The 23,947-nt window shown below is 61.3% G+C and carries 19 protein-coding genes; 12 read left to right on the forward strand and 7 right to left on the reverse strand.

Going from position 1 to position 23,947, the window contains the following annotated elements:
- Positions 1-89: 89 nt before the first annotated feature.
- The gene (gene gpmI, locus B348_RS0103870; RefSeq protein WP_026136532.1) at positions 90-1,616 is read right to left on the reverse strand and encodes a 2,3-bisphosphoglycerate-independent phosphoglycerate mutase; all 1,527 of its coding nucleotides are present in this window, start codon (positions 1,614-1,616) and stop codon (positions 90-92) included.
- A gap of 151 nt (positions 1,617-1,767) precedes the next feature.
- Between gpmI and B348_RS0103875 the strand changes: the two genes are divergently transcribed.
- From B348_RS0103875 to secB, 3 genes are read left to right on the forward strand one after another with little or no spacing between them, the layout of a single operon-like run.
- The gene (locus B348_RS0103875; RefSeq protein WP_017734846.1) at positions 1,768-2,181 is read left to right on the forward strand and encodes a rhodanese-like domain-containing protein; all 414 of its coding nucleotides are present in this window, start codon (positions 1,768-1,770) and stop codon (positions 2,179-2,181) included.
- A gap of 1 nt (position 2,182) precedes the next feature.
- Entirely contained in the window at positions 2,183-2,434 is a 252-nt protein-coding gene (grxC, locus tag B348_RS0103880) for a glutaredoxin 3 (protein ID WP_017734847.1), read from the forward strand.
- A gap of 34 nt (positions 2,435-2,468) precedes the next feature.
- Positions 2,469-2,948 carry a protein-export chaperone SecB gene (gene secB / locus B348_RS0103885; RefSeq protein ID WP_003171119.1) on the forward strand — a complete coding sequence of 160 codons (480 nt, stop codon included), beginning with the start codon at positions 2,469-2,471 and terminating at the stop codon, positions 2,946-2,948.
- A 183-nt stretch (positions 2,949-3,131) separates the two neighbouring features.
- On the opposite strand, the gene B348_RS0103890 is transcribed toward secB, so the two are convergent.
- Complete coding sequence (locus B348_RS0103890; RefSeq protein ID WP_003171120.1) at positions 3,132-3,587, reverse strand: tRNA (cytidine(34)-2'-O)-methyltransferase; 456 nt, start codon at positions 3,585-3,587, stop codon at positions 3,132-3,134.
- Here B348_RS0103890 and B348_RS0103895 point away from each other — a divergent pair.
- A complete protein-coding gene (locus tag B348_RS0103895; RefSeq protein ID WP_026136533.1) occupies positions 3,586-4,026 on the forward strand; it encodes a hypothetical protein in 441 nt (146 codons plus the stop codon). The two genes, B348_RS0103890 and B348_RS0103895, sit on opposite strands and share 2 nt — an antisense overlap.
- Before the next feature lie 537 nt (positions 4,027-4,563).
- Here B348_RS0103895 and ntrC read toward each other — a convergent pair.
- From ntrC to glnA, 4 genes are all read right to left on the reverse strand, one after another.
- The gene (gene ntrC / locus B348_RS0103900; protein WP_017734849.1) at positions 4,564-6,000 is read right to left on the reverse strand and encodes a nitrogen regulation protein NR(I); all 1,437 of its coding nucleotides are present in this window, start codon (positions 5,998-6,000) and stop codon (positions 4,564-4,566) included.
- On the reverse strand, positions 5,997-7,082 hold the full coding sequence (gene glnL, locus B348_RS0103905; RefSeq protein WP_017734850.1) for a nitrogen regulation protein NR(II): 1,086 nt from the start codon (positions 7,080-7,082) through the stop codon (positions 5,997-5,999). Before glnL ends, ntrC begins: the two co-directional genes overlap by 4 nt.
- Positions 7,083-7,387: 305 nt before the next feature.
- Positions 7,388-7,981: a hypothetical protein gene (locus tag B348_RS0103910; RefSeq protein ID WP_017734851.1), complete on the reverse strand. Its 594-nt coding sequence runs from the start codon at positions 7,979-7,981 to the stop codon at positions 7,388-7,390.
- Between the two features lie 240 nt (positions 7,982-8,221).
- Entirely contained in the window at positions 8,222-9,628 is a 1,407-nt protein-coding gene (gene glnA / locus B348_RS0103915; protein WP_017734852.1) for a glutamate--ammonia ligase, read from the reverse strand.
- Between the two features lie 334 nt (positions 9,629-9,962).
- Here glnA and thiI point away from each other — a divergent pair, with 334 nt between their 5' ends.
- Positions 9,963-11,417 (forward strand): tRNA uracil 4-sulfurtransferase ThiI, encoded by a 1,455-nt coding sequence (gene thiI, locus B348_RS0103920; RefSeq protein WP_017734853.1) that lies wholly within the window; start codon positions 9,963-9,965, stop codon positions 11,415-11,417.
- A 139-nt stretch (positions 11,418-11,556) separates the two neighbouring features.
- Positions 11,557-13,377, forward strand: coding sequence for a translational GTPase TypA (typA, locus tag B348_RS0103925; protein WP_017734854.1), 1,821 nt, complete (start codon positions 11,557-11,559; stop codon positions 13,375-13,377).
- A gap of 193 nt (positions 13,378-13,570) precedes the next feature.
- Here typA and B348_RS0103930 read toward each other — a convergent pair whose 3' ends face one another.
- Positions 13,571-14,005, reverse strand: coding sequence for a YkgJ family cysteine cluster protein (locus tag B348_RS0103930; RefSeq protein ID WP_017734855.1), 435 nt, complete (start codon positions 14,003-14,005; stop codon positions 13,571-13,573).
- Between the two features lie 239 nt (positions 14,006-14,244).
- On the opposite strand from B348_RS0103930, the gene B348_RS0103935 reads away from it, so the two are divergent.
- The 6 genes from B348_RS0103935 (at position 14,245) to B348_RS0103965 (ending at position 23,877) form a co-directional block, all read left to right on the forward strand.
- Positions 14,245-16,695: a glycogen/starch/alpha-glucan phosphorylase gene (locus tag B348_RS0103935; protein WP_026136535.1), complete on the forward strand. Its 2,451-nt coding sequence runs from the start codon at positions 14,245-14,247 to the stop codon at positions 16,693-16,695.
- A 197-nt stretch (positions 16,696-16,892) separates the two neighbouring features.
- Positions 16,893-20,390, forward strand: a complete 3,498-nt coding sequence (locus B348_RS0103940; RefSeq protein WP_017734857.1) for a DUF2339 domain-containing protein — start codon at positions 16,893-16,895, stop codon at positions 20,388-20,390.
- Positions 20,390-21,739, forward strand: a complete 1,350-nt coding sequence (locus B348_RS0103945; protein WP_017734858.1) for a DUF3999 domain-containing protein — start codon at positions 20,390-20,392, stop codon at positions 21,737-21,739. The genes B348_RS0103940 and B348_RS0103945 overlap by 1 nt, the downstream gene beginning before the upstream one ends.
- Positions 21,740-21,835: 96 nt before the next feature.
- Positions 21,836-22,846, forward strand: a complete 1,011-nt coding sequence (locus tag B348_RS0103950; RefSeq protein ID WP_017734859.1) for a class 1 fructose-bisphosphatase — start codon at positions 21,836-21,838, stop codon at positions 22,844-22,846.
- Between the two features lie 176 nt (positions 22,847-23,022).
- Entirely contained in the window at positions 23,023-23,277 is a 255-nt protein-coding gene (locus B348_RS0103960) for a hypothetical protein (protein ID WP_017734861.1), read from the forward strand.
- A 30-nt stretch (positions 23,278-23,307) separates the two neighbouring features.
- On the forward strand, positions 23,308-23,877 hold the full coding sequence (locus B348_RS0103965; RefSeq protein ID WP_017734862.1) for a lipocalin family protein: 570 nt from the start codon (positions 23,308-23,310) through the stop codon (positions 23,875-23,877).
- Positions 23,878-23,947 lie beyond the last annotated feature (70 nt).

Raw genomic sequence — 23,947 nt, forward strand, 5'->3', positions numbered from 1 at the left:
TGGCGGTGGGTCAGCCACATAAATGGCTACTGATCTGCCGCTATCGCGGGCAAGCCCGCTCCCACACTGTTATGTGGTGTATCCGAGATTTAGACCAGGATCGAGGTGCCGGTCATCTCAGCCGGCTTCTCCAGCCCCATCAGCTTCAGCATGGTTGGCGCCACATCGGCCAGCACGCCACCCTCACGTACTTTCAGATCACGCTTGCCGACGTAGATGAACGGCACCGGTTCGGTTGTATGGGCGGTATGGGCCTGGCCGGTGGATTCGTCGGACATCTGCTCGCAGTTGCCGTGGTCAGCGGTGATCAGCGCTTCGCCGCCGACTTTTTCCAGCGCTTCGGCGATGCGGCCGACGCACTCGTCCAGGCATTCCACGGCCTTGGTCGCGGCGGCGAGGTTGCCGCTGTGGCCGACCATGTCGCCGTTGGCGTAGTTGACCACGATCACGTCATAACGCTGGTGTTCGATGGCGTCGACGATCTTGTCGGTGACTTCCGGCGCGCTCATTTCCGGCTGCAGGTCGTAGGTGGCGACTTTGGGCGACGGGATCAGGATGCGCTCTTCGCCCGGGAACGGTTCTTCACGACCGCCGGAGAAGAAGAAGGTCACGTGGGCGTATTTTTCGGTTTCGGCGATGCGCAGCTGGGTCTTGCCGTTTTTCGCCAGGTAGTCGCCCAGCACGTTTTCCAGGCTGCCCGGCGCAAAAGCGGCAGGGGCCGGGATGCTGGCGGCGTATTGGGTCAGGCCGACGTAGTGGACTTTCGGCTGGCGCGCGCGTTCGAACTCGCTGAAACCGTCTTCGACAAACACCCGGCTCAACTCGCGGGCGCGGTCGGCGCGGAAGTTCATGAAGATCACGGCGTCGCCGTCTTCCACTTTGACCGGCTCGCCGATGGTGGTGGCCTTGACGAATTCATCGCTCTCGCCACGGGCGTAGGCGGCTTCGAGGCCTTCCTGGGCAGTGGCGGCGTTGAATTCGGCCTGGCCGTCGACGATCAGGTTGTAGGCCTGGGACACGCGATCCCAGCGGTTGTCGCGGTCCATGGCGAAATAGCGGCCGACCAGGCTGGCGATGCGGCCTTTGCCCAGGGCGGCAAAGGTGGCGTCCAGCAGTTCGATGGACGATTGCGCGCTTTTCGGCGGGGTGTCGCGACCGTCGAGGAAGGCGTGCAGGTAGATCTTGTCGGCGCCGCGCTTGTAGGCCAGTTCGGCCATGGCGACCAGGTGGTCCTGGTGGCTGTGGACGCCGCCATCGGACAACAGGCCCATGAAGTGCACGGCCTTGCCGGCAGCCACGGCTTTATCGACGGCGGCGCAGATGGTCGGGTTCTCGAAGAACTCGCCATCGCGGATCGCTTTGGTCACGCGGGTGAAGTCTTGATAGACCACTCGTCCGGCGCCGAGATTCATGTGGCCGACTTCCGAGTTGCCCATCTGGCCGTCCGGCAGGCCCACGTCCATGCCGGAACCGGAGATCAGGCCATTGGGCATCGTCGCGGTCAGGCGGTCGAGGACGGGCTTCCTGGCCGCGTATACCGCGTTGTCGTGGTGGCTTTCACTGTGTCCGAAGCCATCGAGAATTATCAGGACCAAAGGTTTAGGCGTAGTAGTCATAGATCCTCTCGTGGCGGTAATAAAGGAAGGCGATTGAAAAGGGAGTGGCAGTTTAAAGCGAAGTTCCGACCGCGTCACCGCTTTACGGGGGTTGGCCCCCCCCGGCGGCTGTGTATACTTACCGCCATTTTAACGCCCTGGAACCTCCTTGATGGTTGATCACCTGATTGCATTTGCCACTGCCCACTATCTGCTCGTGGGTGCCTTCGTCATCCTGCTGGCGCTGCTGATCGCTCACGAGATGAGCCGTGGTGGCCGCAGCCTGAGCACAGCGGAGCTGACCGCGCTGGTCAACAAGGATGAGGCCGTTGTCGTGGACATCCGCCCGGCCAAGGATTTTGCCGCCGGCCATATCGTCGGTGCCCTGAACATTCCACAGGACAAGCTGATCGCGCGCCTGGCCGAGCTGGAAAAACACAAGGCCAAGACCATCATCCTGGTCGATGCCCAGGGCCAGCACGCCGGCACCCACGCCCGCGAAATGCTCAAGGCCGGTTTCACCGCCGCCAAGCTGTCCGGCGGTATCGGCAGTTGGAAAGCCGATAACCTCCCGCTGGTGAAGTGATATGAGCCAGGTTGTCGTGTATTCCAGCGATTGGTGCCCTTACTGCATGCGGGCCAAGGCCTTGCTGGAGAAGAAGGGCGTTGCCTTCGAAGAAATCAAGGTCGATGGCAAACCCCAGGTGCGTGCCGAAATGGCCCAGAAGGCGGGGCGCACGTCCGTGCCGCAGATCTGGATCGGCGCCAAGCACATCGGTGGCTGCGACGACCTGTTTGCCCTTGAGCGCGCCGGCAAGCTGGATGCGCTGCTCGCCTAACCCCTAAAAGACCCCAAGATCACAAGGATCTGCGATGACTGACCAACAGAACACCGAAGCTGCGCAAGACCAAGGCCCACAGTTCTCGCTGCAGCGCATCTACGTGCGTGACCTGTCGTTCGAAGCGCCGAAAAGCCCGGCGATCTTCCGCCAGGAATGGACCCCAAGCGTTGCGCTGGACCTGAACACCCGTCAAAAGGCACTGGAAGGCGACTTCCACGAAGTCGTGCTGACCCTGTCGGTGACCGTGAAGAACGGCGAAGAAGTCGCCTTCATCGCTGAAGTGCAACAGGCCGGTATCTTCCTGATCCAGGGCCTGGACGAAGCGTCCATGAGCCACACCCTGGGCGCGTTCTGCCCGAACATCCTGTTCCCGTATGCCCGTGAGACCCTGGACAGCCTGGTCACCCGTGGCTCGTTCCCGGCGCTGATGCTGGCACCGGTGAACTTTGATGCCCTGTACGCGCAAGAGCTGCAGCGCATGCAACAGGAAGGTTCGTCGACTGTTCAATAAGTCGATGCGGTAAAAAATGTGGGAGCGGGCTTGCTGTGGGAGCTGGCTTGTGTGGGAGCTGGCTTGCCTGCGATAGCATCACCTCGGTATCACTGATACACCGAGGTGTCTGCATCGCGGGCAAGCCCGGCTCCCACACAAGCCAGCTCCTACACATGCCTCTCCCACATTTTGTTTTGTGTATTACTTGAAACCGAGTTGACGCCAGCCTTCATAGACAGCGACGGCCACGGTGTTGGACAGGTTCAGGCTGCGGCACCCTTCACGCATCGGCAACCGCAAGCGATGACCATCGGGCAGGGCATCCAGCACCTCAGCCGGCAGACCGCGACTCTCAGGGCCAAACAGGAAGGCATCCCCTTCGGCAAAGCTGGCATCATGAAACGGTCGCGAACCCTTGGTGGTGAACGCGAACAGCCGTGGGTGCCCCAGGCTTTCCAGGCAGCTGGCCAGGTCGGCGTGGCGCTTGAGCGTGGCGTACTCGTGGTAGTCCAGCCCGGCGCGGCGCAGGCGCTTGTCGTCCATGTCGAAGCCCAGGGGCTCGATCAAATGCAGGTGGCAGCCACTGTTGGCGCACAGCCTGATAACGTTGCCGGTATTCGGCGGAATTTCTGGTTGAAAAAGGATGACGTGAAACATGCACGGCTCCGAAGGTAAAGATGCGCTGCATTCTACTCCCGAAGAGGACCCAAGACCGAAGCTAATGCCGAGGGTCATGGGCTCTTTGGCGATTGTCGGCATGATGGTGGGGCTGATGATTGGTCGACTGACCACTGCGGACCCCATCGAACTGCAACTGGTCGAGACGGCGGCGGACGGCGTGGTGGTGTGGTTCAACAGCGAACCCAAGCTGCACGGCGAGCATGTCGACGGCACCGTGGCGCTGCTGTTCGACGCCCAGGGCAAGGCGGCCAGTGGGCAACTCAAGGTCAATGACAAGGACGTGAACTGGCGCATCCGCAAGACCGATGGCGGCCTGCTGCTGAACCTGGTGGCGGCTCGGCCGTTGCGCGGGGAATGGAAAGGCGAGAAGGCCGAAGGCCGCTGGCGGTTGGAGATCCATCTCCAGGAGCAATAAAAGAGGGAGTTCCCGGCCTGCCTGTACCAGGGCTCCCAAAACGGGGTGAAGCCGCACGGGCTTCAGTGTTAAAGAGGGAATCCCCGGCCTGCCTGTACCAAGGTTCCCCAAAGCGGTGTGGAGCGCGACGCGGTTCGCATCGAGCACCCCGGGTGTAAAGAGGGGATTCTCGGCCTGCCTGTACCAAGGTCCCCGAAACTGGGTTGTACGAGGGTTATTGCAGGGGGCGTGCCAGAGTGGCCAGGTTGTGCAAAAAACTTTTTACAGAAAGCGCAAAGCCCCGGAATACGGGGCTTTGGTGTTTTTGGTTTTCAGGTTTTTATCAGCGACGCTGAAGTTTCATGTGTTGGTTCCATGCCCAATGCCGGTTCATGGTGCCTTGAAGCGGTGCACGGTATCGGGCCCAGCACAAAACAAATGTGGGAGCTGGCTTGCCTGCGATAGCGGTGTATCAGCCAACATTTTCAGTGGCTGACACGGCGCTATCGCGGGCAAGCCCGCTCCCACATTGGATTTTCGGTGGAGGTGAGAGAGATGTCAGGCGTCATCGCCCTCGTCATCATCGCCGCCATCGACCTTCATCCCCAATTCCTTGATCTTGCGCGTCAAGGTATTGCGGCCCCAGCCCAGCAGCACAGCCGCATCGCGACGACGACCAGCGGTGTGCTTGAGGGCCGTCTCGATCATGATCCGCTCAAACGCCGGCACCGCGCTGTCCAGCAGGTTCGACTGGCCGCGTGCCAATGCCTGGTCGGCCCACTGACGCAGCGCCTGCTCCCAGTTGGTCACCGGCGCCGAGTCCTGCGGCAGGCTCAACAGTTCCGGTGGCAGGTCGCTGATATGCACTTCGCGGCCGGACGCCATCACCGTGATCCAGCGGCAGGTGTTCTCCAGCTGGCGCACGTTGCCCGGCCATGGCAGGTTTTTCAGGTATTCCTCGGTCTCGCTTTTCAGCAGCTTCGGCTCGACGGCCAGCTCCTGGGCGGCGCGGCTGAGGAAGTGGCGGGCGAGGGTCGGGATGTCCTCGCGACGGTCCGACATGCGCGGGATGTGGATGCGGATCACGTTGAGGCGGTGGAACAAGTCTTCACGGAACTTGCCCGCGTGTACCAGGGTTTCCAGGTTCTGGTGGGTCGCCGCGATGATGCGCACGTCGACCTTGACCGGCGTGTGCCCGCCCACGCGATAGAACTCGCCGTCCGCCAGCACACGCAGCAGGCGGGTCTGGGTGTCGGCCGGCATGTCGCCGATTTCATCGAGGAACAGCGTGCCGCCGTCGGCCTGTTCAAAGCGCCCGCGCCGCAGGTTGGCCGCGCCGGTGAACGCGCCTTTCTCGTGGCCGAACAACTCGGACTCCATCAAGTCCTTGGGAATCGCCGCCATGTTCAGCGCGATAAACGGCGACGCCGCCCGTGGGCTGTGCCGGTGCAGGGCGTGGGCCACCAGTTCTTTACCGGTGCCGGATTCGCCGTTGATCAGCACGGTGATGTTGGAATGGCTCAAGCGCCCGATGGCGCGAAACACTTCCTGCATCGCCGGCGCTTCACCGATGATCTCCGGGGTGCGGGTCAGGGCCGGTGGGGCTTCCTGGCTTTGCTGTTCCTGGGCGTGCTGGTTGGCGCGCTTGACCAGCGCCACCGCCTCGTCCACGTCGAACGGCTTGGGCAGGTATTCAAAGGCGCCGCCCTGGTAGGACGCGACAGCGCTGTCCAGGTCCGAGTGCGCGGTCATGATGATCACCGGCAGGCGCGGGTGCTGCTCGCGAATGCGGGCCAGCAGGTCCAGGCCACTGGCGCCGGGCATGCGGATGTCGGAGATGATCACGTCGGGCTGCTGGCGTGCCAGGCGGCTCATCACGCCGTCGGCGCTGTCGAAGCTCTGGGTGGTCATGCCTTCCTGTTGCAAGGCTTTCTCGAGGACCCAGCGGATAGAACGGTCGTCATCGACGATCCAGACAGTTTCACTACGGCTCATGTCGATGGGGCTCCTTGTTCCAGTGGCAGAAAGATCGAGAACGTGGTGTGGCCAGGATGGCTCTCACATTCGATCAGACCCTGGTGCTGGCTGATGATGTTCTGGGTAATGGCCAGGCCCAGCCCGGTACCGTCCGGGCGGCCGCTGACCATGGGAAAGAAAATGGTTTCCTGGAGTTCCGCAGGAATGCCCGGGCCGTTGTCGATGATCTCGACCTTGGTCACCAGGCGATGGCGCACATGGCCGATGGTGAACTGGCGCAGGGCGCGGGTGCGCAGGCTGATGCGGCCCAGGCGCAGCTCGTTCTGGCTGCTGATGGCCTGCATGGCGTTGCGCACGATATTGAGCACCGCCTGGATCATCTGTTCGCGGTCGATCAACACGTCGGGAATGCTTGGGTCGTAGTCGCGCACCAAAGTGATGCAGCCCTGGCTTTCGGCCTCGACCAGTTGGCAGACGCGCTCCAGCACTTCGTGCACGTTGGTCATCGCCAGGGACGGCAGCTTGTTGGAGCCGAGCATGCGGTCCACCAGGTTACGCAGGCGGTCGGCTTCCTCGATGATGACGTTGGTGTAGTCCTTGAGGTTCTCGTCGGGCAGCTCACGGGCCAGCAGCTGCGCCGCGCCGCGAATGCCGCCGAGCGGGTTCTTGATCTCATGGGCCAGGCCGCGCACCAGCATCTTGCTGGTCTCCTGCTTGGACAGCTGCGCTTCTTCCTTGGTGATGCGCAGCAGGCGGTCGCGGGGGTGCACTTCGAGCAACAGCAGGGTCGTGCCGTTGCTGAGGATCGGGGTCACGGCGTAATCGACGGTCAGTGTCTGGCCGGTGAGGGCGGTGAGCATCGCTTCGCGCTTGGTAAACGGGTGTGCCTGCTCCACCGCCTGGCGCAACGAGCTCAAGGCCTCGGCCGACTCGGTGAACAATTCGCTGATGAACTGCCCATGGCTGCGCTGGCCGCTGATGGCCAGGAGCATCTCCGCCGCCGGGTTCATGTACTCAAGGCGCAGGTCGTCATTGAGCAGGATGGTCGCGGTGGTCAGGTTGTCGAGTAGCAAACGGTGCAGTGCATCGCTGATGGTCATCAGGACCTCTTTTGGAGCAAGGCGCGGGCTTGAGGCACGCGCTGATACAAGGAAAATGCAAAAACCAAACCAAGGCTCCGAAAAGAAGCGTAAATGCCCTGGAATGGGGGTTTAGGGCGCGAGTCTGTGGCGTTCTGCCAGCTTTCTCGGGAAGTTTCGAACCAAAATGGGCTGATGGGTGGGAAGGGGGCAGCCTTACGCACCAATATAGTGCGTATTTGTCGAGTCTGTTCAGGAATGCTGAAAAAGGCTTTGTTGGCGGTGTGTGTCAGGGCGGGAGGTCACGCAGGCGTGATGTTGTGGATTCAGGCAGGTTTTTTCGGCGTGGTCTTTCTATTGTTCAGGCACGGGGTGATGACTTCGCGCAGGCCACCCTGGTTGTGCGGCAGTAAAAACGCCGCAGTCAACGGCGTGCCTCCGCGAACGGCCGAAGGCAGTTTCATCTTGATGGGGCGGCCGGCCATGTCATCGCTGATCCACTCGCGTAACTCGCGGCGATTGGCTGTCATGGTGAGTTTGAACAGGGCACCCTGCGGTTGTGGGTGTTCTGCGCTGTAGTGGCCGTTCACGCGATAGGTGTGGGCGGGAAGCGCACCTGTCGTGAGGCTGAGGGGGCCGGTTGACTTGGCGCCCGGGCCTTCATAGATGCCGGGATTGAAGCGCAGTTCGTCGGTGTGGGTATACAGCGAGATGACCAGGCGCAACGGTGAGCGATAGCAGGCGACTTGCAGGATCGCAATGCTGGTCTCGTCAGCGTGAGCGGCCATGCCGTTGATGTGCACGCTGATAGCCGTGCTGCGCTGTTCGGGCGCTTGCACGATCCATGCGGCGGGTACGAAGTCATTGGTTGGGGAGGGGGTGCGTTCTTGTGCGCTGGTCAGCGGGCTGAGCATGAGCATCAGTGAGCATAGGCGCTTGCAGGTGGAGTTCATTGCGAAGTATGCAGGAGGGTGGCGGCTGGTCGTCGCATCCTAGGGATGCGGCTGCCTGGGGTATGTCGGATATTTCTGCAGTTTTATGAAGGTTCGGGAAATGGCCTTCAATGAGTAGGTCGTGGTCGGACACGGCGAACAGGCAAAAAAAAGACCTCCCGAAGGAGGCCCTTTTTTTGTCACGCCACGTTAAGCGGCGCTACCGGATCAGCAGCTGTAGTACAGCTCGTATTCCAGTGGGTGTACGAAGGTGCGGACCTTGATTTCTTCTTCGCTTTTCAGGGCGATGTAGGCATCGATAAAGTCGTCGCTGAACACGCCGCCTTTGGTCAGGAACGCACGGCCCTTGTCCAGCTCTTCCAGGGCTTCTTTCAGGCTGCCGCACACTTGTGGGATCTCTTTGGCCTCTTCAGGCGGCAGGTCGTACAAGTTTTTGTCGGCGGCGTCGCCTGGGTGGATCTTGTTCTGGATGCCGTCCAGGCCAGCCATCAGCAGGGCGGCGAACGCCAGGTACGGGTTGGCAGCCGGGTCCGGGAAACGTGCTTCGATACGACGGCCACGTGGGCTGTTGACGTAAGGAATACGGATCGAGGCGGAACGGTTACGGGCCGAGTAGGCCAGCATGACCGGTGCTTCGAAACCTGGTACCAGACGCTTGTAGGAGTTGGTCGCTGGGTTGGTGAAGCCGTTCAGGGCCTTACCGTGCTTGATGATACCGCCGATGAAGAACAGGGCAGTTTCCGACAGGCCGGCATAGCCTTCGCCGGCGAAGGTGTTCTTGCCATCTTTGGCGATGGACATGTGCACGTGCATGCCCGAACCGTTATCACCGTACAGAGGCTTAGGCATGAAGGTCGCGGTGCGGCCGTAGGCGTCAGCAACGTTGTGGACAACGTATTTCAGGGTTTGAACTTCGTCGGCTTTCTTCACCAGGGTGTTGAACTTGACGCCGATTTCGTTCTGGCCAGCAGTTGCCACTTCGTGGTGGTGAACTTCAACGACCTGGCCCATTTCTTCCAGCGCGTTGCACATGGAGGTACGGATTTCGTGGTCGTGGTCGAACGGCGGAACCGGGAAGTAGCCGCCTTTGACGCCTGGACGGTGGCCTTTGTTGCCGCCTTCGATGTCCTGGTCGGACATCCACGAGCCTTGCTCGGAGAAAATCTTGAACATCGAACCGGAGATGTCGGACTTGAACTTCACTTCGTCGAAGATGAAGAACTCAGGCTCTGGACCGCAGAAAACGGTGTCACCGATACCGGTGGTCTTCAGGTATTCCTCGGCACGGTGGGCGATGGCGCGCGGGTCGCGATCGTAGCCTTGCATGGTCGAAGGTTCGATGATGTCGCAGACCAGGATCAGGGTCGGCTCTTCGGTGAACGGGTCCAGAACGGCGGAGTCGTCGTCCGGCAGCAGGATCATGTCGGAGGCTTCGATGCCTTTCCAGCCAGCGATGGAGGAACCGTCGAACATCTTGCCGACTTCGAAGAAGTCGTCTTCCAGCGCGTCACGAGCCGGCATGGTCACGTGGTGCTGCGTGCCTTTGGTGTCCGTGAAGCGCAGATCAATCCATTTAACGTCATGATCTTTGATGAGTTGAACCGACTTCGACATAGTGTCCTCCGGGTGGCTTCGGGCTGGGGTAGTGGAGTTAGCCCTTAGAATGTGGGTGATGCCGGCGCGGATAGTCCGCCATGGCAACCTGCCTCACAAGAGAGCAAATTGCATGCCAGTGCGCCAACATGGGTTTTTTGGTCCAAAAACGCCCCTATAAAGGTGCAATGCGACAAAAGCTCGAAAATGGCGCACCGCAATGTGGCGCTTCCGCCTGGAAACGCACTGCTTTAGTGCGTGCGCAGTCCAATGCATATTAACTGGTTAAACCTTGAGCGATTTCCGCTATAATCCGCGCCCCCCTTTTTCAGCAGGCCCGGCGCGCGCTGTTTCCATGAAATTAATCGTTAAAGTCTTCCCCGAGATCACCATCAAAAGCCGACCGGTACGGACGCGTTTCATCCGTCAGTTGGCCAAGAACATCCGTGCCGTGCTCCGTGACCTGGACCCGGCTGTGGTGGTGAACGGCGTGTGGGACAACCTCGAGCTGGAAACCCGCCTCACCGACGCCAAAGCCTTGAAGGATATGACCGAACGCCTGAGCTGCATGCCGGGCATCGCGCATTTCCTGCAGGTGGATGAGTACCCGCTGGGCGACTTCGACGACATCACCGAGAAGTGCAAACAGCACTTCGGCAGCGAGATCGAAGGCAAGATCTTTTCGGTGCGTTGCAAGCGTGCCGGCAAGCACACCTTCAGCTCCATGGACGTCGAAAAATACGTCGGCAGCAAGCTGCGTCGCGAGTGCGGCGCCGCCGGAATTTCCCTGAAAGCGCCGCAAATCGAAGTGCGCATGGAAATTCGCGACCAACGGTTGTTTGTTATCCACAGCCAGCACAACAGCATCGGCGGCTACCCGCTGGGCGCCCTGGAACAGACCCTGGTCTTGATGTCCGGCGGTTTCGATTCCACGGTGGCGGCCTACCAGATCATGCGCCGCGGCCTGATGAGCCACTTCTGCTTCTTCAATCTGGGCGGGCGTGCACACGAATTGGGCGTGATGGAAGTCGCGCACTTTATCTGGAAGAAGTACGGCAGCTCCCAACGCGTGCTATTTGTAAGCGTACCGTTTGAGGAAGTGCTGGGAGAAATTCTCGGTAAAGTCGATAACAGTCATATGGGCGTGGTATTGAAGCGTATGATGTTGCGCGCTGCGTCGCGGATCGCCGATCAGTTGCAGATCGACGCCCTGGTGACCGGTGAAGCCATCTCCCAGGTCTCCAGCCAAACGCTGCCGAACCTGTCGCTGATCGATTGCGTCACCGAGAAGCTGGTCTTGCGCCCGCTGATCGCCAGTCACAAGCAGGACATCATCGACCTGGCCGAAGAAATCGGCACGGCGGATTTTGCCAAGCACATGCCTGAATATTGCGGGGTCATCTCGGTGAACCCCAAGACCCACGCCAAGCGCAACCGCGTGGAGTACGAAGAACAACAGTTCGACATGGCCGTTCTGGAGCGTGCGCTCGAGAATGCCAAGCTGGTGCCGATCGATCGCGTGATCGACGAATTGGGCCAGGACATCAAGATCGAAGAAGTCAGCGAAGCCCTGGCCGGCCAGATCGTCATCGACATCCGTCACCCGGATGCCGCTGAAGATGAGCCGCTGGAAATCGCTGGCATCGACGTACAAACGCTGCCGTTTTATGCATTGAACGCGCGTTTCAAGGAACTGGATAACAGCCGTCAGTACCTGCTGTATTGCGACAAAGGCGTGATGAGTCGCCTGCATGCCCACCATTTGCTCAGTGAGGGGCATGCCAATGTGCGCGTTTATCGACCGAGCTAAGAGCCCGGGGCTGTTTGCCTGTGGCCTGCGTCACCGGCCCCCCGACTCTGCCGTCAAGCTGTAACGGCAAGGCCTGACTCTACTGTTAATCGCTGCCACGACCTGTCAGCACACCGAATCCTCTGATCGAGATACACAAGTGATCGAAAATCTACGTAACATCGCCATCATTGCTCACGTTGACCATGGTAAAACCACCCTGGTAGACAAACTCCTGCGTCAATCCGGCACCCTGGAGCGCAACGAGCTCAACGACGAGCGCGTGATGGACTCCAACGACCAGGAAAAAGAGCGCGGTATTACCATCCTGGCGAAAAACACCGCCATCAACTGGAACGGCTACCACATCAACATCGTGGATACCCCGGGCCACGCCGACTTCGGCGGCGAAGTAGAACGCGTAATGTCGATGGTTGACTCCGTTCTGCTGCTGGTTGATGCCCAAGACGGCCCTATGCCGCAAACCCGTTTCGTGACCAAGAAGGCTTTCGAAGCCGGCCTGCGTCCAATCGTGGTGATCAACAAGGTTGACCGTCCAGGCGCGCGTCCGGACTGGGTTCTGGACCAGATCTTCGACCTGTTCGACAACCTGGGTGCCACCGAAGAACAGCTGGACTTCAAAGTCGTCTACGCCTCGGCCCTGAACGGTATTGCCGGTCTGGACCACACCGACATGGCTGAAGACATGACCCCGCTGTACCAGTCGATCGTCGACAACGTACCAGCGCCAAAAGTTGACCGTGACGGTCCGTTCCAGATGCAAATCTCGGCACTGGACTACAACAGCTTCCTGGGCATTATCGGCGTTGGCCGTATCGCTCGTGGTCGCGTCAAGCCGAACACTCCGGTTGTGGCTATCGACGCCGACGGCAAGAAGCGTAACGGTCGTATCCTGAAGCTGATGGGTCACCACGGCCTGCACCGTGTAGACGTTGAAGAAGCGGCTGCCGGCGACATCGTCTGCATCAGCGGCATGGACTCGCTGTTCATCTCCGACACCCTGTGCGACCCGCTGAACGTTGAAGCGATGAAGCCGTTGACCGTTGACGAGCCAACCGTTTCCATGACCTTCCAGGTAAACGACTCGCCTTTCTGCGGTAAAGAAGGCAAGTTCGTGACTTCCCGTAACATCAAGGAACGTCTGGACAAAGAGCTGCTGTACAACGTTGCACTGCGCGTTGAAGAAGGCGACTCGGCTGACAAGTTCAAGGTATCGGGCCGTGGCGAGCTGCACTTGTCCGTACTGATCGAAACCATGCGTCGCGAAGGCTTCGAAATGGGCGTTGGTCGTCCAGAAGTGATCATCCGCGTTGTAGACGGCGTGAAGAACGAGCCGTTCGAAAACGTCACCATCGACACCCCGGAAGAATCCCAGGGCAAGGTGATGGAAGAGATGGGCCTGCGTAAGGGCGACCTGACCAACATGGTGCCGGATGGCAAAGGCCGTGTACGTCTGGAATACAACATCCCTGCTCGTGGTCTGATCGGTTTCCGTAACCAGTTCCTGACCCTGACCAACGGTGCTGGCATCCTGACCTCGATCTTCGACCGTTACGACGTGATGAAGTCCGGTCAAATGTCCGGCCGTCAGAACGGCGTTCTGGTATCGGTAGAAACCGGCAAGGCGCTGACCTACTCCCTGGAAACCCTCCAGGCGCGTGGCAAGCTGTTCGTTGAACACGGTCAAGAGATCTACAACGGTCAGATCGTTGGTCTGAACAGCCGTGACACCGACATGGGCGTCAACCCAACCAAAGGCAAGAAGCTCGACAACATGCGTGCTTCGGGTAAAGACGAAACCATCGCTCTGGTTCCACCTGTTCGCTTCACCCTGGAACAGGCCCTGGAATTCATCCAGGACGACGAGCTGTGCGAAGTTACGCCTAAGTCGATCCGCCTGCGTAAGAAGATCCTGGACGAAGGCGAGCGTACCCGCGCTGCCAAGAAAGCCAAGAACTGAGTTAACTCAGGCTGAATGAAAAACGCCCCCGGTCGAAAGGCCGGGGGCGTTTTTTTGTGCCTGCAGTTTGTGTGTTGTCTCTATCGGCCCCATCGCAGGCAAGCCAGCTCCCACACTTGAATGTGTTCACAAATCAAAATGTGGGACCTGGCTTGCCTGCGATGAGGCCCTAAAGGGCACTACAGAATCTGGATCAGAACTTATCGAGCGTCTTGAACTTGGTCTCGCGCACCACTTCCTTCGGCTTGTACGCGCAATACCCCGGGCGAGGCCCGATCTTCGGGTGGTTGCGGCAGGTATCCGGGCGCTTGTCATAAATAGTGCAGAAGCGCGTCTTACGATCCAGGAACAGGCAGTCGTTGTTGCTCATGCGCTGCAGGGTAAAAATCTCGGACTTGGAATTGAAGCGCTCAACGATGCCTTCCTTCTGCAAGCGCTTGGCGATGTTCTTCGCCGGGTCGCCGAGTTCGAACTCATCGACCAGGCCAATGCGGATCAGGTCCTTGACCTTCACTTCCACCGGCAGCGTGCAGCAGCTGGACACGCAGCCACCGCACATGTGCGCGGAGTATTTCTGCCACGTTTCAAGACGGTCGAGTTCCGCGGCGGCGATCAGTTGAGGCTTCATCAGGGTTCCAAAAGGTGGGGCTGTATCCGGGCGCGCGATCATACCGGGATTGGTGATTTTTTGAACAATATTTTCTGGGTTTCGGCCAGAAGGCGCGCCGCAGGCAAAGCAGGCACGGCCAATGCATCTAAATCCAGCAAAGGTAAATGCGTTAAAAAAGTGCCGAACCAGAGCGGTCACCGTGTGTCAGACCGTCTAGGCTCTAGCAACTCCTTCTATCTCGCCCGAGGTCGCATCTGATGTCTCAGGAACCACTTGCACGAGAAGCAGAGGTAGCCGCATTCCGCGATGCCGTCTTGACCAAACTCACCTACGCGGTGGGCAAGGACCCGGATCATGCCTTCGACCACGACTGGTTCGAAGCCATTGCCCTGGCCGCGCGCGACCAGATGGTCGATCACTGGATGGACCACACGCGGCGCATTTACCGCAAAGGCCAGAAGCGCGTTTATTACCTCTCCCTGGAGTTCCTCATCGGCCGTCTGCTCTACGACAGCCTGAGCAACCTCGGCGTGCTGGAGATTGCCCGCGAAGCCCTGGCCGAGCTGGGCGTGGACCTGGAACGCATCCGCCTGCTGGAACCCGACGCGGCGCTCGGCAACGGCGGCCTTGGCCGTCTGGCGGCGTGCTTCATGGAAAGCATGTCGACCTTGGGCATTGCCGGCCACGGCTACGGCATCCGTTATGAACACGGCCTGTTCCGCCAGGCGATTGTCGATGGCTGGCAACAGGAACAGACCGAGCACTGGCTGGATTTCGGCAACCCGTGGGAGTTTGAACGGCCGGAAGTGGTGTACCCGATTGGCTTTGGCGGCAGCGTCGAAACCAAGCCTGACAGTTCCGGCAAGCTGATCCAGGAATGGACCCCCAACGAAACCGTGCGCGCCATTGCCTATGACACCCCGGTGGTTGGCTGGCGCGGTGCCAGCGTCAACACCCTGCGCCTGTGGCGTGCCCGCGCGGTGGAAGACCTGCACCTGGAACGCTTCAACGCCGGTGACCACCTCGGCGCCGTCGCCGAAGTGGCCCGCGCCGAAAGCATCTCCCGTGTGCTTTACCCGGCCGACAGCACCGAAGCGGGGCAGGAACTGCGCCTGCGTCAGGAATACTTCTTTGTCGCCGCCTCCCTGCAAGACCTGCTGCGCCGCCACAAGAACATGCACGGCTCGGTCCTCAGCCTGGGCGAACACGCCGCGATCCAGCTCAACGACACCCACCCGTCCATTGCCGTGGCCGAGTTGATGCGCCAGTTGGTGGACCTGCACGACATCGCCTGGGATGCGGCCTGGCAAGTCACCGTCGAAACCCTGTCCTACACCAACCACACCCTGCTGCCCGAAGCCTTGGAAACCTGGCCTGTCGGCCTGATGGAACGCATGCTGCCCCGGCACATGCAGATCATCTACCTGATCAACGCCCAGCACATCGATTCGCTGCGCGCCAAAGGCATCCACGATTTCGACGTGCTGCGCGCCGTGTCGCTGATCGAAGAAGACAACGGCCGCCGCGTGCGCATGGGCAACCTGGCGTTCCTCGGCTCCCATAGCGTCAACGGCGTGTCGGGTTTGCACACCCAACTGATGCGCAGCACAGTGTTCTCCGAACTGCACAAGCTCTACCCCGAGCGGATCAACAACAAAACCAACGGCATCACCTTTCGCCGCTGGCTGTACCAGGCCAACCCCAAGCTCACCGAGATGCTGGTGGAGGCCCTCGGCCCGGACATCCTCGACCAACCCGAACAACGCCTGATCGAGCTGGAACCGTTTGCCGACAAGCAGGCGTTCCGCAAGGAGTTCGCCGAGCAACGCCTGCACAGTAAAAGGGCATTGGCGGAAATCATCCACGAACGCCTGGGCATTTCGGTCAACCCGGCGGCGATGTTCGACGTGCAGGTCAAGCGCATCCACGAGTACAAGCGCCAACTGCTCAACCTGCTGCACACCGTGGCGCTGTACCAGGCGATCCGCGCCGAGCCGGGTACCGATTGGGTGCCACGGGTGAAGATCTTCTCGGGCAAGGCGGCGGCCAGCTATCACCAGGCCAAGCTGATCATCAAGCTGACCAACGACATCGCCCGCACCGTCAACAACGACCCCACCGTGCGCGGCCTGCTCAAGGTGGTGTTCCTGCCCAACTACAACGTCAGCCTGGCCGAAAGCATCATCCCGGCGGCGGACTTGTCGGAGCAGATCTCCACCGCCGGCTTTGAAGCCTCGGGCACCAGCAACATGAAGTTCGGCCTCAACGGCGCGCTGACCATCGGCACCATGGACGGCGCCAACGTGGAGATGCACGAGCGCGTCGGCGCCGAGCACATGTTTATCTTCGGCCTCAGCGCGCAGCAGGTGGAAGCGCGTAAACATGCCGGTGAGTTCAACGCCGGGCCGGATATCGCCGCGTCCCATCGCCTCAACGATGTGCTGCAAGCGATCCGTGGCGGGGTGTTCTCGCCGGATGATCCGGGGCGGTATGTGGGCTTGATCGACGGGTTGGTCGATTACGACCGCTTCCTGGTGTGTGCCGACTTCGATTCCTACTGGGACGCCCAGGCGCGGGTCGAAGCGCATTGGCACGATTCCAAGGCGTGGTGGCGCTCGGCGGTGCTCAATACGGCGCGGATGGGCTGGTTCAGTTCCGACCGGACCATCCGCGAGTACGCCACCGAAATCTGGAAAGCCCTCGACTAAACCCCGCAAAACCCTGTGGGAACAGGCTCTTGTGGGAGCGGGCTTGCCCGCGATTACGGTGTGTCAGTTAACAAATATGTCGACTGGCACACCGCAATCGCGGGCAAGCCCGCTCCCACACAAGCCCACATAAGCCTTCTCCCACATTGCTCTCGCGTCGATATACTAGGCCTCGGTTTGCCTAGGGATTATCGACCATGCAATGGATTTTCATGCTGATTGGCCTCGCGCTCGGCTGGACACTCGACGAGTCGTTCAGTGACGCCGGCATCGGTGCGCTGCTGGGCCTGGGGCTTGGCCAGGCGATCCGCCTGACGCAGCTTGCGGCCCAGGCAGACAAGCAGGCAGTTCAGCTGGAAACCACGCAAAAGGCGCTGATCGCCCTGGGTGAACGCCTGCGGCAACTGGAAGTGCCCGCGCCGCCAAGCAGCGTCATCGTCGAACCCCCGATCCCCGAGCCAACCCCCGTAGCCAAGGCGCCGGAGCTTGTCTGGGAGCTGCCGGCCGAATTGGCGCCCGTCGCCGTGGTTGCCGAAACAAGCCGGCCACTGCCGGAAGACGCCTGGGCCCCAACGCCACGCCCGGAAAAAGAACCGGCAATCCCCCGTGGCCCCAACCTGATCGAACGCGCCATCAGCGGTGCGCGTAATTGGCTGTTTGGCGGCAACACCGTATTGCGGGTCGGCGTGGTGCTGTTGTTCCTCGGCCTGGCGTTCTTGCTGCGTTATGCCACCGAAGGCATGGTGGTGCCGATTGAACTGCGCTACGCCGGTGTCGCCGCCGCTGCCATCGCCCTGTTGGGCCTGGGCTGGTGGCTGCGCCTGCGCAACAGCAACTACGGCCTGATGCTGCAAGGCACCGGGATCGCGGTGCTGTACCTCACGGTCTTCGCGGCGATGCGCCTGCATCCGCTGATCGATCCCGGTGCGGCGCTGGGCTTGCTGGTGGCGGTCACGGTGTTCTCGGCGATCCTGGCGATTACCCAGGACGCCTTGGGCCTGGCCTGTGCCGCCGCGCTCGGCGGTTTCGCGGCGCCGATCCTCACGTCCACTGGCGCCGGCAACCATGTGGCGTTGTTCAGTTACTTCGCCTTGCTCAACGCCGGCATCCTCGCCATCGCCTGGTTCAAGGCGTGGCGCCTGCTCAACCTGATCGGCTTTGTCGGCACCTTCGGCATCGGCTTCGCCTGGGGCCTGCGCTCCTACACGCCGGAACTGCTGTGGAGCACCGAGCCGTTCCTGATCCTGTTTTTCCTGATGTACCTGGCCATCGGCCTGTTGTTTGCCCGGCGCAAGTTGTTGGAGATGGGGGGCGCGCCTGAAGGCCGTGATGCGTTGCTGCGCTGGTCGGCTGCCAAGGGCGATTATGTCGACGGCAGCCTGCTGTTCGGCCCACCGCTGGTGGGCTTTGGCTTGCAGTTCGCGCTGGTGCAGCACCTTGAGTTTGCCGCCGCGTTCAGTGCGCTGGGCCTGGGCATTATCTACATGGGGCTGGCGCGACTGCTCAGGGGTGGCCGCGCGTTGTTGTTGGCTGAAACCTGTCTGGCACTGGGTGTGATCTTTGCCAGCCTGGCGATTCCCTTGGGCCTCGATGCGCGCTGGACCGCTGCCGCCTGGGCCGTGGAAGGCGCCGGGATCTTCTGGCTTGGCTTGCGCCAGCAGCGGCCATTGGCGCGGGCCTTCGGCTTGCTGCTGCAAGTGGGCTCCGCGCTGGCGTTCCTCAGCGAGTTGCGCATCGGCGAACACACTTTGCTCGACGGTGCCCCTTTGGGTGCTTTGCTGCTGGGCGCGGCGCTGCTGTTCAGCTTCGATCAATTGCGAAAGGCACCGAACGAACAGGCGACGGACTGGGAGCGCAAAGGCCTGCCGGTGTTGGCGAGCCTGGGTCTGACCTTCCTGTATTTGCTCGCACCCTTGCTGCTGTTGACCCAAGGCACCGCCATCAGTTGGGCCATCGCCGGGCTGGCGACGCTATTTGTCGGCCTGCGCATCGGCTCGCGTACCTTCCTCTTCACCGCGTTCGCCGTGCAGTTGCTGGGCGGCGCGTTGTTCCTGCTGCGCCTGCAAGGCGGTGAAGGCGCAGCGGTGTTCAGTGCAGGCTGGAGTGGCTTGCTCACCGCGTCGCTGATCGGCCTGGCCTTGATCGGCGGCATGCTGCTGGCGGCGCGCGACGACATGGTGCGCGACGATATGCGTTTGCTGCGCGGGCTGTCGGTGGTGCTGCTGGCGGGCTTGGTGCTGATCAACCTCGCGGTGCTGTTCGTGCTGCCGTGGCAAAGCGCCAGCGGCGTGTGGGCGGCCAGTGGGCTGTTGATCATCTGGCTGAGCCTGTACCTGCAACAGCGTGTGAGTTTTGTGTTCGGCTTGCTGCTGCAACTGATCGGTGGTGGTTCATTCCTGCTATCGGTGCCGGAACTGCTGGGGCCGTTGACCAGCGAAGGCTTGCGGCCGTTGGCCCACAGCGGTTTCTGGACGCCGTTGGTGCTGGGCCTGGCCGCGTTGGTCGGCGCCTGGCGCTTGCAGCGTGAGCCCCATGCGCCGGTGTTTAGCGTGCTGAAACTGCAACGCCTGTCCGACCTGCTGCTGGTCTGGGGCGCGGCGTGGTGGGCGTTTGCGTTGATCGGCGAAGTGCTGCGTTTTGTCCCGCGCGAACTGCAAGGCGCATTGCTGTTGGCAATCGCGGCCGTGAGCGTGGCGATCTGGACGCTGTTGGCCGCCCGCCTGAACTGGGCGTCGCTGGGCATGCTCTGCACCTTGCTGATGCCGGCGGCGGGCGTGGTGTTGCTGGTGTCGGCCCACGCCTATTACCACCCGGCGGCGCAGTTTGGCTGGCTGGCCTGGCTGGCGGTGTTCGCCGTGCATTTCATCTCGTTGCGGCGCTTGGCTTCCACGGTGCCCGGCAAGGTGCTGAGCGCGGCCCACGTGTTGGGCTGCTGGATGCTGATCGGCGTGCTGGCGCTGGAACTGCGTTACGGCCTGTTGCTGCTGTCGGATCAGTACAACGCCTGGCGCTGGCTCGGCTGGGCGATTCTGCCCAGCCTGTACCTGGTGCTGGCCGCTGCGCCGCGCAATTGGCCGTGGCCGGTGGCCGCGTATCCACGGGAATACCGCGTGCTCGCCGCGCTGCCGTTGGCGGTGCTGATGCTCGGTTGGTTCTGGTTGGCGAACATGTTCAGCGATGGCACGGCCGAGCCGCTGCCTTATGTGCCGCTGCTCAACCCGCTGGATCTGGGTTTGCTGTTCGCGTTGCTGGGCATCTACCTGTGGTCGCGCAGTGCCGCGCCGGAGCGTGGGCCGCGTGTGGCGTTGATCGCCCAGGGTGTGGCGGGCATCTCGCTGTTTGCGTTCTTTACCGCGTTGGTGATGCGCGCCGCGCATCATTGGGGCGGTGTGCCGTTCCAGTTGGATGCGTTGCTCGAATCGATGCTGGTGCAGGCCGGCCTGTCGATCGTGTGGACGTTGATCGCCCTGGGCCTGATGATCGGCGGCCACCTGCGCCATCGTCGCGAAGTGTGGCTGATCGGTGCGGCGCTGATTGCGCTGGTGGTGGCCAAGCTGTTTTTTGTCGAATTGAGCAACCGTGGCGGGCTGGCGCGGATCGTGTCGTTTATCGGCGTGGGCGGCTTGTTGCTGGTGGTGGGCTACTTTGCGCCGCTGCCGCCCAAGCGTGTGGAAACCGAGGGAGCATCGTCTTGATGGGCAAGTTGAGTCTGAGTGGGTTGGCGTTGTGGCTGCTGTGTGCGGCGGCCTTCGCCCAGGAAACGCCGGCCGACTTTGCGGTCCAGGTGCCGCTGGCGGTGAGCGGCGCCGGTCCCTGGTATCGCCTGGAGTTGCCGTTGGCGGTGCAATTGAGCGCGCGGCAGGCGGATCTGAGCGACGTGCGGGTGTTCAACGCTGCCGGGGAACCGCAGGCCTACGCGCTGTCCCGCCAAGCTTCGCAGCGCAGCGAAAGCCGCAATGTGGCGGACGTGAAGTGGTTCCCGCTGTACGCCGCCGACACCCATGAAGCCTTGCCGGGCGTGGTGATGAAATCCACCAGCGAGGGCACATTGTTGGAAATCCGCCCCTCCACGCCGCAGGCGCAGCAGGTGTTGCGCGGCTGGGTGCTGGACGCCAGCGCGATCAAGGCGCCGTTGCAGCAACTGAGCCTGGACTGGAGCCGTGAGCAAGAGGGTTTCCAGCGTTTCAGCATCGAGGCCAGCGATGATTTGCAGCACTGGACACCTTGGGGCGACGGGCAAGTGGCGCGCCTGTCGTTTGCCGACGAGCGGGTCGAGCAGCACGACGTGAACCTGCCGGGGCGGACGGCGCGTTACCTGCGCCTGGTGTGGCAAGGCCAGGCCGCGCCGCAGTTGACCTCGGCCAAGCTGGTCAGCGCCACCAGCAGCAGCCTGCCAATGCCGCTGGTGTGGTCGCAGCCGTTGGCGGGCACGCGGCTCAAGGCGGGGGAATACAGCTGGCAGTTGCCGACCGGGCTGAATATCGAGCGCTTGCGTGTCGAGTTGAACCAACCCAATACCTTGGCGCCGGTGACCTTGTCCGGGCGGCGCGACAGCCAGCAGGCCTGGCAACCGTTGAGCAACGGTTTGCTCTACCGCCTGACCCAGAACGGCCAGGACGTGGTGCAGGATGAGTTGCCGTTGCCGGGTCAGGTCGTGACTGAGCTCAAGTTGCAGGTGGACGAACGCGGCGGCGGCCTGGGCGTCGAGGCACCGGCCCTGCGCTTTGCGGTGCGCGCCACGCAGTTGGTGTTCCTGGCGCGGGGTGAGCCGCCGTTTACCCTGGCGCTGGGCAACGCGTCGGTGAAGGCGGCGAACCTGCCGTTGACCACGCTGATCCCGGACTACAGTGCCGAGCGCTTCAAGGCGCTGGGACAGGCTCAGGTCGCCGGTGAGGTGGCGGTCAAAACAGCCGCCGTTGCCGCTGCGCCTGAAGCCGCTGCCGACTGGAAGAAGCTCGGCCTGTGGGCCGTGCTCCTGCTCGGTGTGGCAGCGCTGGGAGGCATGGCCTACAGTTTGTTGCGCAAGCCCCAGGCCAAACCGTGAACTCTATTGGCGTTAAATCCTCTGATTAGAGGAAATAAGCCCCGACTCGCGTTAAACTGCGCGGGTTTTCAAGCCCCCCATTCTTCGGAGCCTTACATGTCCCGCGTTACCTTGAGTCGCTATTTGATCGAGCAGACCCGCAGCAACAACACGCCTGCCGATCTGCGCTTCCTTATCGAAGTGGTGGCGCGTGCTTGCAAGGAAATCAGCCACGCCGTCTCCAAAGGCGCCTTGGGTGGTGTCCTGGGCAGCATGGGCACTGAAAACGTGCAGGGCGAAGTGCAGAAGAAACTCGACGTGATCTCCAACGAGATCCTGCTCGAAGCCAACGAATGGGGCGGTCACCTGGCCGGCATGGCGTCCGAAGAAATGGACAATGCCTACCAGATCCCGGGCAAATACCCGAAAGGCGCGTACCTGCTGGTGTTCGACCCACTGGACGGTTCGTCCAACATCGACATCAACGCCCCGGTTGGCACCATCTTCTCGGTACTGCGTTGCCCGAACGAATACCTGAGCCAGAACGAGCCGCTGAACGAAAAGGCCTTCCTGCAGCCAGGCACCCAGCAGGTTGCTGCCGGCTACGCGATCTACGGCCCACAGACCATGCTGGTGCTGACCCTGGGCGACGGCGTCAAGGGCTTCACCCTGGACCGCGAGATGGGCAGCTTCGTGCTGACCCACGAAGACATCACCATTCCTGCCGCTACCCAGGAATTCGCGATCAACATGTCCAACCAGCGCCACTGGGAAGAACCCGTAACCCGCTACGTTGGCGAACTGATGGCTGGCGAAGAAGGCCCGCTGAAGAAAAACTTCAACATGCGCTGGGTGGCCGCGATGGTTGCCGACGTGCACCGCATCCTGACCCGTGGTGGCCTGTTCATGTACCCACGCGACAGCCGCGAGCCGTCCAAGCCGGGCAAGCTGCGCCTGATGTACGAAGCCAACCCGATGTCGTTCCTGGTTGAGCAAGCGGGCGGCGCGTCCACCGACGGCCACCAGCGCATCCTCGACATCCAGCCGGAAGGCCTGCACCAGCGTGTGGCGGTGTTCCTGGGTTCGAAGGAAGAAGTTGAGCGTGTGACGGCGTATCACAAGAAGTAAATTGCTGCGATAAGTGATCGGCCGTGTTGTGAGCCGGTTCACCCTAAAAGAAGCCCCGAAACGTTTCAGCGTTTTCGGGGCTTTTTTGTTTTTGCTCGTCGGGAACCAGAAACCCCTTTTCCCTTCTAAGCTTCTGGCAGACCCCCATGCTGCTTCGTCCCTCCAGGAGTTTTTCCATGTCGTTACGCCGTCTCGCCCTGCTGACTTTTTGCGTGCTGTTGGCCGCTTGCAGCAAGGTCAACCAAGAAAACTACGCAAAGCTGTCGGCTGGCATGGCCAAGGCCGAGGTGGAGTCGCTGTTGGGTAAGCCGACCGATTGTTCCGGCGCACTGGGCATGTCCAGCTGCACCTGGGGCGATAAAACCAGCTTTATCAGCGTGCAATATGCCGGTGACAAGGTTCTGATGTTTTCCGGGCAAGGCCTGAAGTAAACCGGGGCGCGAGCCTGCGGGAGAAGAAGAATGATGCGTTTTGTTTTATACCTTTGCGCCAGCCTGTTTTTGGCAGGCTGCGCCAGCCATTCTGGCGATGATCTGCAACCCAAGACCGCGAGCAACGTCAACCTCAAGCGTTACCAGGGCACCTGGTATGAGTTGGCGCGATTGCCGATGTACTTCCAGCGCAACTGCGCGCAGTCCGAAGCCCGTTACACCCTGTTGCCGGATGGCGACATGTCGGTGTTCAACCGCTGCCTGACGACTGAATGGAAGTGGGAAGAAGCCAAAGGCACGGCCACGCCGCAAGTGCCGGGCAAGACCGACAAGCTCTGGGTGGAATTCAACAACTGGTTTACGTCGTTGCTGCCGGGCGTCGCCAAGGGCGATTACTGGGTGCTGTATGTCAGCGATGACTACAAGACCGCGATTGTGGGCAGCCCGAGCCGGCGCTACATGTGGATCCTGTCGCGTACGCCGACGGTCAATGCGGACACCCGCGAAGACCTGCTGAGCCGGGCGCGACAGCAGGGGTATGACACCACGCGGTTGATCTGGCGTACGTCGGACAAGCAGATGGCGAAGACTTCGCAGTAACCCTGAATCAATGCGAATCTAAGTGTGGGAGCTGGCTTGCCTGCGATGGCATCACCTCGGTATGCCTGAA

Origin of the sequence: Pseudomonas sp. CBZ-4 (assembly GCF_000346755.1) — a bacterium.
Classification (GTDB): domain Bacteria; phylum Pseudomonadota; class Gammaproteobacteria; order Pseudomonadales; family Pseudomonadaceae; genus Aquipseudomonas.

Excerpts from the sequence above, each read along its gene's own strand:
- B348_RS0103945 (WP_017734858.1), top strand. The coding sequence starts at position 20,390 with ATGGGCAAGTTGAGTCTGAGTGGGTTGGCGTTGTGGCTGCTGTGTGCG.
- gpmI (WP_026136532.1), bottom strand. The coding sequence starts at position 1,616 with ATGACTACTACGCCTAAACCTTTGGTCCTGATAATTCTCGATGGCTTC.
- B348_RS0103965 (WP_017734862.1), top strand. The coding sequence starts at position 23,308 with ATGATGCGTTTTGTTTTATACCTTTGCGCCAGCCTGTTTTTGGCAGGC.
- glnA (WP_017734852.1), bottom strand. The coding sequence starts at position 9,628 with ATGTCGAAGTCGGTTCAACTCATCAAAGATCATGACGTTAAATGGATT.
- B348_RS0103940 (WP_017734857.1), top strand. The coding sequence starts at position 16,893 with ATGCAATGGATTTTCATGCTGATTGGCCTCGCGCTCGGCTGGACACTC.
- B348_RS0103875 (WP_017734846.1), top strand. The coding sequence starts at position 1,768 with ATGGTTGATCACCTGATTGCATTTGCCACTGCCCACTATCTGCTCGTG.
- B348_RS0103895 (WP_026136533.1), top strand. The coding sequence starts at position 3,586 with ATGCACGGCTCCGAAGGTAAAGATGCGCTGCATTCTACTCCCGAAGAG.
- B348_RS0103960 (WP_017734861.1), top strand. The coding sequence starts at position 23,023 with ATGTCGTTACGCCGTCTCGCCCTGCTGACTTTTTGCGTGCTGTTGGCC.
- B348_RS0103930 (WP_017734855.1), bottom strand. The coding sequence starts at position 14,005 with ATGAAGCCTCAACTGATCGCCGCCGCGGAACTCGACCGTCTTGAAACG.
- B348_RS0103890 (WP_003171120.1), bottom strand. The coding sequence starts at position 3,587 with ATGTTTCACGTCATCCTTTTTCAACCAGAAATTCCGCCGAATACCGGC.
- B348_RS0103935 (WP_026136535.1), top strand. The coding sequence starts at position 14,245 with ATGTCTCAGGAACCACTTGCACGAGAAGCAGAGGTAGCCGCATTCCGC.
- grxC (WP_017734847.1), top strand. The coding sequence starts at position 2,183 with ATGAGCCAGGTTGTCGTGTATTCCAGCGATTGGTGCCCTTACTGCATG.
- ntrC (WP_017734849.1), bottom strand. The coding sequence starts at position 6,000 with ATGAGCCGTAGTGAAACTGTCTGGATCGTCGATGACGACCGTTCTATC.
- secB (WP_003171119.1), top strand. The coding sequence starts at position 2,469 with ATGACTGACCAACAGAACACCGAAGCTGCGCAAGACCAAGGCCCACAG.
- thiI (WP_017734853.1), top strand. The coding sequence starts at position 9,963 with ATGAAATTAATCGTTAAAGTCTTCCCCGAGATCACCATCAAAAGCCGA.
- glnL (WP_017734850.1), bottom strand. The coding sequence starts at position 7,082 with ATGACCATCAGCGATGCACTGCACCGTTTGCTACTCGACAACCTGACC.
- B348_RS0103950 (WP_017734859.1), top strand. The coding sequence starts at position 21,836 with ATGTCCCGCGTTACCTTGAGTCGCTATTTGATCGAGCAGACCCGCAGC.
- B348_RS0103910 (WP_017734851.1), bottom strand. The coding sequence starts at position 7,981 with ATGCTCATGCTCAGCCCGCTGACCAGCGCACAAGAACGCACCCCCTCC.